The 8,931-nt window shown below is 32.6% G+C and carries 10 protein-coding genes; 9 read left to right on the plus strand and 1 reads right to left on the minus strand.

Translation table 11 applies throughout. The features are described 5' to 3' along the window. Positions 1 to 568: carboxypeptidase-like regulatory domain-containing protein (locus tag B4I81_RS09885; protein WP_291110195.1), on the plus strand; the 568-nt coding region annotated here is incomplete at its 5' end. A 1-nt stretch (position 569) separates the two neighbouring features. On the opposite strand, the gene B4I81_RS09890 is transcribed toward B4I81_RS09885, so the two are convergent. Continuing rightward, a complete protein-coding gene (locus tag B4I81_RS09890; RefSeq protein ID WP_291110197.1) occupies positions 570 to 1,247 on the minus strand; it encodes a TrmH family RNA methyltransferase in 678 nt (225 codons plus the stop codon). Between the two features lie 55 nt (positions 1,248 to 1,302). On the opposite strand from B4I81_RS09890, the gene B4I81_RS09895 reads away from it, so the two are divergent. From B4I81_RS09895 to B4I81_RS09930, 8 genes are all read left to right on the plus strand, one after another. Further along, positions 1,303 to 1,833 (plus strand): RNA polymerase sigma factor, encoded by a 531-nt coding sequence (locus tag B4I81_RS09895; protein ID WP_291110199.1) that lies wholly within the window; start codon positions 1,303 to 1,305, stop codon positions 1,831 to 1,833. Next, positions 1,826 to 2,611 (plus strand): anti-sigma factor, encoded by a 786-nt coding sequence (locus tag B4I81_RS09900; protein ID WP_291110201.1) that lies wholly within the window; start codon positions 1,826 to 1,828, stop codon positions 2,609 to 2,611. The genes B4I81_RS09895 and B4I81_RS09900 overlap by 8 nt, the downstream gene beginning before the upstream one ends. 58 nt (positions 2,612 to 2,669) lie before the next feature. Next, entirely contained in the window at positions 2,670 to 3,377 is a 708-nt protein-coding gene (locus B4I81_RS09905) for an SIR2 family NAD-dependent protein deacylase (RefSeq protein ID WP_291110203.1), read from the plus strand. A gap of 56 nt (positions 3,378 to 3,433) precedes the next feature. Then, complete coding sequence (gene purB / locus B4I81_RS09910) at positions 3,434 to 4,777, plus strand: adenylosuccinate lyase (RefSeq protein WP_291110205.1); 1,344 nt, start codon at positions 3,434 to 3,436, stop codon at positions 4,775 to 4,777. 45 nt (positions 4,778 to 4,822) lie between these two features. Then, positions 4,823 to 5,431, plus strand: a complete 609-nt coding sequence (locus B4I81_RS09915) for a hypothetical protein (protein WP_291110206.1) — start codon at positions 4,823 to 4,825, stop codon at positions 5,429 to 5,431. Between the two features lie 2 nt (positions 5,432 to 5,433). Continuing rightward, the gene (locus B4I81_RS09920) at positions 5,434 to 6,210 is read left to right on the plus strand and encodes a polysaccharide deacetylase family protein (RefSeq protein ID WP_291110208.1); all 777 of its coding nucleotides are present in this window, start codon (positions 5,434 to 5,436) and stop codon (positions 6,208 to 6,210) included. 74 nt (positions 6,211 to 6,284) lie between these two features. Continuing rightward, positions 6,285 to 8,522 (plus strand): cation:proton antiporter, encoded by a 2,238-nt coding sequence (locus tag B4I81_RS09925; protein ID WP_291110210.1) that lies wholly within the window; start codon positions 6,285 to 6,287, stop codon positions 8,520 to 8,522. An 85-nt stretch (positions 8,523 to 8,607) separates the two neighbouring features. Beyond that, positions 8,608 to 8,904 carry a GIY-YIG nuclease family protein gene (locus B4I81_RS09930; RefSeq protein WP_291110212.1) on the plus strand — a complete coding sequence of 99 codons (297 nt, stop codon included), beginning with the start codon at positions 8,608 to 8,610 and terminating at the stop codon, positions 8,902 to 8,904. Positions 8,905 to 8,931 lie beyond the last annotated feature (27 nt).

The raw sequence follows: 8,931 nt of genomic DNA on the forward strand, positions 1-8,931 counted from the left end.
TGATACATTATTATTTACATATATTGGATTCGAAACAGTTAAAGTAAAAGTTACCAACGATTGGATAAAACAAAATCCAACTAAAATATACTTAACTGAAAAAGCTTATGTTGTAGATGAAGTTATTGTTGCTAAATATAATTTAACTGGCTACGTAGAGGTTGATACAAAACTAATACCTGTTACTGATGATGCTTATCGTTATAGTATATCTGGATTAAAAGCTGGATATGAAGGTGGTGATTACAAACCTGGTGCTATTGCCAAAGTACTCGGCTCAATATCTAATCCTGCTGATTTCTTGTATAATATCTTTGGAAAAAGACCTAGAGAAATGAAAAAGCTTAAAGCAATGAAAAAAGACGATACAGTACGAAATCTTTTGGCTACAAAATTTGACAGAGAAACTCTAGCTGCATTACTTGAAATAAACAAAGACGACATTCCTTTAATCCTTCAAAACTGTAATTATTCAGAATATTTTATTCAAACAGCAAACGACTTACAAATTATGGATGCTATTAGTGCATGCTATGAAGATTACAAAATATTAAAAAAGAACAAATAGTTTATTTTACAGCACTTTGTTTGATTTCGTAAAATTTATTTTCAATAAAATCGATATCTTTAATTGATTTTCGAGTCCAATCTAAACGTTTTTCTAATATTTCTTCTTCCGATAATTGCCAATTGATATTAGATTGTCTTAAGCGATTTGTCACATCTTGAATAATAATGGCTGCTGAAACTGAAATATTCAAACTTTCGGTATAACCTACCATAGGAATTTTGATAAATCCATCCGCTTGATTAATAACTTCCTCAGAAAGTCCGTTTTTTTCGGTTCCAAAAAAGATTGCTGAACGTTTAGAAATATCAAACTCATGCAACATACATGAATCATTATGAGATGTGGTAGCGATGATTTGATAACCTTGAGCTCTTTTAGCATCAATACAGCTTTGAACCGTATTAAATCGATTCACATCTACCCATTTTTGAGCGCCCATGGCAATTTCAGTATCAATTCGTTTACCAAACTTCTGTTCAATCACATTCAATTCTTGTATTCCAAAAACTTCGCAACTACGCATTACCGCACTAGTATTGTGCAATTGATACACATCTTCCATAGCAATCGTGAAATGCTTAGTTCTATTTTTTAAAACACGTAAAAAGCCTTCTTTTCTATTTTCAGTTAGAAAACCTTCTAAATATGTTAACAACTCTTGATTAAATTTCTCCATACCACAAAAATAATACTACTTTTTTTATTATTTTAGACAAAAAAAAGAAAATTGCATGACACAAGAAGAACTTTTACCCCTATTACTTAAAAAAGACGATAGGTCATTTACATTACTTTATGACAACTATGCCAAGAGTTTGTATGGTATCATTTTTAATTTAATCAAAGACAAAGAAGAAGCTGAAGATGTGCTTCAGGAAGTATTTGTAAAGATTTGGAAAAACATTGATTCGTATAATACTTCAAAAGGCCGATTGTACACTTGGATGTTAAATATTGCTCGTAATTCTTCCATCGATAAATTACGTTCTAAAAACTTTAACAATAGCCAGAAAAACTTATCTGCTGATAATTTCGTACATCTGTTAGATGACAATGCGAAGACAATCAATAAAATAGATGCTATAGGAATTAAAGAATTCATCAAAAAATTAAAACCCAAGTGTATCCAATTAATCGATTTATTGTTTTTTAAAGGATATACACAGCAAGAAGCATCGGAAGAGTTGGAAATTCCATTAGGAACGGTAAAAACTCAAAATAGAAATTGTATGAATGAATTAAGACTGATGATCAATGAATAGTAGAGAATATATCGAATCAGGAATATTAGAATTGTATGTATTTGGAAAACTTTCTGAAGAAGAAATTGCGGAAGTCAACCAAATGGCAGCAGAACATCCTGAAGTAAAAGAAGAAATAAAAGCTATCGAAAATACGGTAATTAATTTGTCGTATAGTGTTGCACCTCACCTATCTGCTACTAATTTTGAGAAAATCAGAGCCGAATTATTAGGAAGAAACAAAGTAATCGAAATGAAACCTAAAACAAATTGGGCACAATACACAGGATGGATTGCAGCTGCAGTATTAGTGGTTGGTTTCGGACTTCAATTTTATAAATTAAACCAAACAAATGAAACCTTGAATAATGTTTCGACAGAGAAAAACTTATTACAAGAGTCAATTGTTGATTTAGAATTGAAGAAGAAAGAATCAGAAGAAGTTTTAGCTATTTTAAGAGATACAAGCAATATTTCTATTACTCTAGCTGGACAACAAGTAGCTCCCGAAGCTTTTGCTAAAGCCTATTACAACAAAACTACAAAAACGGTTTACATTGACGCATCTGGATTACCAGAACCGCCAAAAGGAATGGTTTATCAAGTATGGTCGTTGCAGTTAGAGCCTGTTTTAACACCAACAAGCATTGGTTTACTTGACTCTTATGCAACAAGCTCAACCAAGGTTATAAAAGTAGAAAATGCGGAATCTCCACAAGCGTTCGGAATTACGTTAGAACCAGCTGGTGGAAGCGCTAGTCCAACACTAGAACAACTTTATACCTTAGGAAAAGTATAATCAAAATGCGTCTGTATGGACGCATTTTACTTTTATAAAAATTGCAAAAGAAAAGAAAATGAAAAAAATTGTAGTATTAACAGGCGCCGGAATTAGTGCTGAAAGCGGTATTAAAACATTTCGTGATGCTGATGGCTTATGGGAAGGTCATGATATTATGGAAGTCGCTTCTCCTTTGGGTTGGAAAAAAAATCCAGAATTAGTCTTAGACTTTTATAACAAAAGAAGAGCCCAACTTTTAACGGTTAAACCGAACAAAGCTCACGAAATTCTAGCCGAATTAGAAGCACATTTCGACATACACATCATAACCCAAAACGTTGACGATTTACACGAAAGAGCAGGAAGTAACAAAGTTATTCATCTCCATGGCGAATTATTAAAAGTCCGAAGCATTTCAAACGAAGATTTTGTAATCGATTGGAAACACGATTTAATTTTAGGCGATTTAGACTTAGAAGGTAATCAATTGCGACCACACATTGTTTGGTTTGGCGAAGATGTTCCTATGATTGAACATGCTATTGACATTGTAGAAACTGCTGATATTTTAATCATCATCGGAACTTCATTACAAGTATATCCTGCAGCTGGTTTGATGAATTATGTAGAGCAAAATGTTCCTGTGTACTACATAGATCCCAATCCAGCCACAATTTACGATTTACCAAATGAATTGAAAGTCTTGCCATTAACCGCAGTTGAAGGAATGAAAATTGTGAAAGAGGAATTAGTAAATTCTATCCAAAAAACTTCTGACTTCTAACTTCTAACTTCTAACTTCTTATTATATTTGCACTTCTTTAAACAACACACAACAAAATGCAATTAACAGAATTAAATGCTATTTCGCCAATTGATGGTCGTTATAGAAGCAAAACTATTTCATTATCTCCTTATTTTTCTGAAGAAGCCTTAATTAAATACCGCGTTTTGGTAGAGGTTGAATATTTTATTGCTTTGCGCGAGGCTGATGTACATCAATTAGCCAAAATTGACAAATCAATTTACGATTCTTTAAGAGCGATTTACAAAAACTTTTCTACCGAAGATGCCCTTTGGATTAAAGAAACCGAAAAAACAACGAATCACGATGTAAAAGCGGTAGAATATTTCATTAAATCGAAATTCGACGGTTTAGGATTACAAGAATTTAAAGAGTTTATCCATTTTGGATTGACTTCTCAAGATATCAACAATACAGCGATTCCGCTTTCTACTAAAGAAGCCTTTGAAAATGTATATTTACCAAGTTTAGTAAGCGTAATTGCAAAATTGAAAGAATTAGCAATGGAATGGAAAGACGTTCCAATGTTAGCCAGAACACACGGACAACCAGCTTCTCCTACTCGTTTAGGAAAAGAAATTTTAGTTTTCGTAGAACGTTTAGAAGAGCAAATGCGTTTGTTATTCAATGTTCCGTTTGCTGCTAAATTTGGTGGCGCAACTGGAAATTACAACGCACACAAAGTGGCGTATCCAAACACAGATTGGAAAAAATTTGGAACCGATTTCGTAGAAAACAGTTTAGGGTTACACCATTCATTCCCAACGACACAAATTGAACATTACGACCATTTTGCAGCCTTTTTTGATGCTTTAAAACGCATTAATACGATTTTAATCGATTTAGACAGAGACATTTGGACCTATGTTTCAATGGATTATTTCAAACAAAAAATCAAAGCAGGGGAAATTGGTTCTTCTGCCATGCCACATAAAGTAAACCCAATCGATTTTGAAAATTCGGAAGGAAATTTAGGAATTGCTAATGCAATTTTCGAACATTTATCAGCAAAATTACCACTTTCAAGATTACAACGCGATTTAACCGATAGTACGGTTTTACGTAATATTGGAGTTCCAATGGGACACACCTTAATCGCATTTGAAGCGACTTTAAAAGGATTGAACAAATTGTTATTAAACGAAGACAAATTCGCAGAAGATTTAGAGAAAAACTGGGCAGTTGTTGCAGAAGCAATTCAAACAATTTTACGCCGTGAAGGCTATCCAAATCCATACGAAGCTTTGAAAGACTTAACCAGAACTAATACTGTAATTAACAAAGAAGCGATTCACAATTTCATCGGAACATTAAACGTTTCAGAAGAAGTGAGAGCAGAGTTAATGCAAATTACACCGAGTAACTATTTGGGGATTTAATTTCAAAATTTTCTTTATCTTTGATTATCATTTTAATCTAAACTTGTGAATGATGAAATACAACATATCCTTTCAGGAAAGAGCCAAGTTAAGCATGGAGATTTTATCCAAACAGTCATTAGTTTCCTTAGAAGAAGCGAAGCAACAAGTAATTTGGTTAAAGAAGATAAGTACTTCAAAGAAAAAGAAACAAAGAGTTTAATTGAATTTATTGAACAAAATAAATTTTGGGTCGAAAACATTAATCTTGAAAATTACATTTCTCAAGGTGCAGAACAGAAAGTATATTTAAAAGATGACAAAAGTGTTCTCAAGCTAAACGATTCCATATATTATACTTCTTGGATTGATTACCTTAATAATTTATTGTTAAATAATTATTTCTTTTCTGACACGGCTTATAAACTTTTAGGTTTTTATAAGAATGAAAATATTTTATATGCTGTTGTAGAACAACCATTTGTAAAAGCAACTGATAAAACAGATTTAGAATTAGTAAAGCAATTTATGTTGAGTAATGGATTTGAAAACTCAAGAAATTATGATTATATCAATAGAAATTATGGAATTATTTTAGAAGATTTACATGATGAAAATGTATTAACTCAAAATGGTTTTTTGTTTTTTATCGACACTGTATTTTATATCATTTAAACATGCCAAAGCCTATCATTATAAAATTAATCTCCATTAGTTTACTGATAGGTTTTTTCTTTTATTCTTGTTCGTCTACTAAAACCAAAACCACAAATTCCAAAGCGGGTGTTGTCATTACTTTTGACGATTACTTCGTCAACGAATGGAAAGAAGCGGATGTGCAACTCGCAAAATACAATTGGAAAGCGACTTTTTGCGTAAGTAATTTTGAAAAACTTACTTCTACTGATATTTCTAACCTTAAAGAACTACAAACCAAAGGACACGAAATTGCAGGTCACGGATTTCGTCATCTCAATGCAAAAGAATTCACTAAGAAAAACAACAAACAACAATACTTAATAGTTGAAATTTTTCCTTTAATCGAAGCGTTTAAAAAAGAAGGCATTGAAATTAAATCCTTCGCTTATCCATTTGGAGCCAAAACACAAACATTAGATTACGAACTTAAAAAACACTTCGAAATCGTAAGAGGAACTGCAAATGGCGGCAAAAAAGTAGCCGATAACGCCAATTTCTATAACGGAACTCGATTAGCATACGGAATTGGAATTGATAGTAACTACGAACATTTTAGTTTAAACTATTTAACCAAAGTTTTAAATTACGCTAAAAAACACAATAAAATAGTCGTTTTCTACGGACACAAACCAGTTAACAAAGCAACTAATGAATATGAAGTAGATGTAAAAACATTAGAAATGATTTGTCAATTTGTGGTTTCAAACCAAATGAAATTTTACACACTTCAAGAACTAAATTCGTTAAAAAAATAATAAAATTAAGTGCATAAAGAATTGAAATTTTGAAAACCGATCACTTTTCACTATTTTAGTAAAAATTCAATTCTATGCCAATATTTCTTTCCGCAACCACCTTACACATTCCTGATTTAATTAGCGATTTAGGGCTAATTCTTGTAACTGCTGCAATCGCAGTATTAATATTTAGACTATTAAAACAACCGCTTGTTTTAGGTTATTTAGTAGCTGGATTTTTAGCGGGAAGTGAATTCGATTTCTTCCCAACGGTTAAAGACATGAACAGTGTAAAAGTTTGGGCAGAAATTGGAGTTATATTCCTATTATTCAGTCTTGGACTTGAATTTAGTTTCAAAAAACTAATGAAAGTGGGTGGGACGGCTTCTATAACTGCTCTTACCCAAATCATTTCCATGGTAGCTTTAGGTTATTTCGTAGGACAAATGATGGATTGGGGCAAAATGAATAGCTTGTTTTTAGGTGTTATTTTATCGATTTCTTCCACAACCATTATCTTAAAAACCTTTGATGAACTAGGTGTTAAAACACAAAAATTCGCCGGAAATGTAATCGGAGCGTTAATCGTACAAGATATTTTAGCCATTTTAATGATGGTTTTATTATCAACCGTTGCTGTAAGTCAGCAATTTTCAGGAACTGAATTGTTACAATCAGTATTAAAACTAGTTTTCTTTTTGACGATTTGGTTTGTAGCGGGGATTTTCTTCATTCCAACACTACTTAAAAAAGCCAAACATCTTTTAACTGACGAAATGTTGTTGATTATTTCGCTAGCATTATGTCTATTAATGGTTTTATTCGCTGCAAACGTAGGCTTCTCACCTGCTCTTGGTGCTTTTATCATGGGCTCAATTATTGCCGAAACCACCCAAGCCGAACACATTGAACATTTAGTAAAACCTGTAAAAGATTTATTTGGAGCAGTTTTCTTCGTATCGGTTGGTATGTTGATAGATCCTGAGATGTTAATGAAATATGGTTTTCCTGTAGCCATTTTAACCTTGGTTGTAATTTTAGGTCAATCCCTTTCCTCAACCATTGGCGCTTTATTTTCGGGGCAACCGTTGAAACAATCCATTCAAACCGGAATGAGTTTATCGCAAATTGGCGAGTTTTCGTTCATCATTGCCACATTAGGAATGACTTTAAATGTAACGAGCGATTTCTTATATCCAATTGTGGTTGCTGTTTCAGCTATTACAACCTTCACTACGCCATTCATGGTTAAATTTTCAACACCATTATCTATCTTTTTGGAGAAAAAATTACCAAGACGTTGGGTTAAAAAAATAGAGCGTTATAGTGCCAATACAGAAGCGATTAAATCGGTTAGTACATGGCAAATCGTACTTCGTGCTTACTTAACTCAGGTGATTATTCACTCGATTATTATTGTTGCAATTATTCTACTTTCATCCAAATATATTCTGCCATTAGTAGAAGATTCCCGTTTTGGAAATGCTATTGCAGCATTAATAACAGTTGTAATATTATCACCTTTTTTATGGGCATTATCCTTGCGAAGAGTGGCAGTAGAACAAGTGCAAGAATTAATGCAAGTCAGAAAATATCAAGGTCCGATTATCGTATTGGTTTTCTTTAGAATTGCACTTTCGCTTTTCTATATGGGATTTGTATTGAATGAATTTTTCTCTCCAGCAATCGCTATTATTGCATTGGTTATTGGAATCGTTTCCTATATTTTATTCCCAAAACGATTACATGCGTTTTACAACAAAATTGAAAGCCATTTCTTGAGAAATTTCAACGATAGAGAATTAACAAAAGAAGCCAACAAACGCCAGAATGTACTATCTCCTTGGGATGGTCACATGGCTGATTTCATTATAGCCAAAGAATCGAATTTAGCAGGTAAAACGTTGGAAGAATTGAAAATCAGAGAACAATTCGGAATCAATATCGCTTCTATCAAACGAGGTGAAATCACAATTAATATTCCGATTAGAACCGAACGTTTATTTCCAGGTGACGAAATTAGCGTTATTGGAACAGATGACGAGGTAAAGTTATTCAAAATTTATTTGGACAAACACGAAATCGATGAGCCTGAAACCAAAGTAAAAGAGGATATTATATTACAGCAACTAGAACTAAAAAATCGTGTTTGCATAGGAAAAAGTATCCGAGAATCGCAAATTAGAGAAAAAACGCATGGCATCATCGTTGGTATCGAACGAAACGGAAAACGTATCCTAAACCCAGAATCGCATTGGATTTTAGAATCTGATGATATCTTGTGGATTGCGGGTGATAGGAAAAAGATTAATGAGTTTTTGAAACAATAAAATCAACACAAACCTCAACGCAACGTCTTTGCGAGGAACGAAGCAATCTCGAAGCAATCTCAACTCAATCATAAAAATGTAAGCCATGAAACCAGGATTTATTTATATCATAACGAACAAAAACAATACAGTACTTTATATTGGTGTTACTTCTAATTTACCACAACGAATTGAAGAACATAAACAAAAACGTTATGAAAATTCATTTTCTGCCCGTTACAACTTAAATAAATTAGTTTACTGCGAACAGTTTCAAATGATTGGTGATGCAATTGGAAGAGAAAAACAATTGAAAGCGGGCAATCGAGCTACAAAAGAAAAATTAATTAATAGTATAAATCCAACTTGGAATGAACTGTGTTTTTTTCCACATTTATTTTAGTTAATTTTCACTGAATAATATTCTTTT

The sequence above is a fragment of the Flavobacterium sp. UBA6195 genome (assembly GCF_002422095.1).
Lineage (GTDB): Bacteria > Bacteroidota > Bacteroidia > Flavobacteriales > Flavobacteriaceae > Flavobacterium.

Excerpts from the sequence above, each read along its gene's own strand:
- B4I81_RS09900 (WP_291110201.1), top strand. The coding sequence starts at position 1,826 with ATGAATAGTAGAGAATATATCGAATCAGGAATATTAGAATTGTATGTA.
- B4I81_RS09920 (WP_291110208.1), top strand. The coding sequence starts at position 5,434 with ATGCCAAAGCCTATCATTATAAAATTAATCTCCATTAGTTTACTGATA.
- B4I81_RS09895 (WP_291110199.1), top strand. The coding sequence starts at position 1,303 with ATGACACAAGAAGAACTTTTACCCCTATTACTTAAAAAAGACGATAGG.
- B4I81_RS09905 (WP_291110203.1), top strand. The coding sequence starts at position 2,670 with ATGAAAAAAATTGTAGTATTAACAGGCGCCGGAATTAGTGCTGAAAGC.
- B4I81_RS09890 (WP_291110197.1), bottom strand. The coding sequence starts at position 1,247 with ATGGAGAAATTTAATCAAGAGTTGTTAACATATTTAGAAGGTTTTCTA.
- B4I81_RS09930 (WP_291110212.1), top strand. The coding sequence starts at position 8,608 with ATGAAACCAGGATTTATTTATATCATAACGAACAAAAACAATACAGTA.
- purB (WP_291110205.1), top strand. The coding sequence starts at position 3,434 with ATGCAATTAACAGAATTAAATGCTATTTCGCCAATTGATGGTCGTTAT.
- B4I81_RS09925 (WP_291110210.1), top strand. The coding sequence starts at position 6,285 with ATGCCAATATTTCTTTCCGCAACCACCTTACACATTCCTGATTTAATT.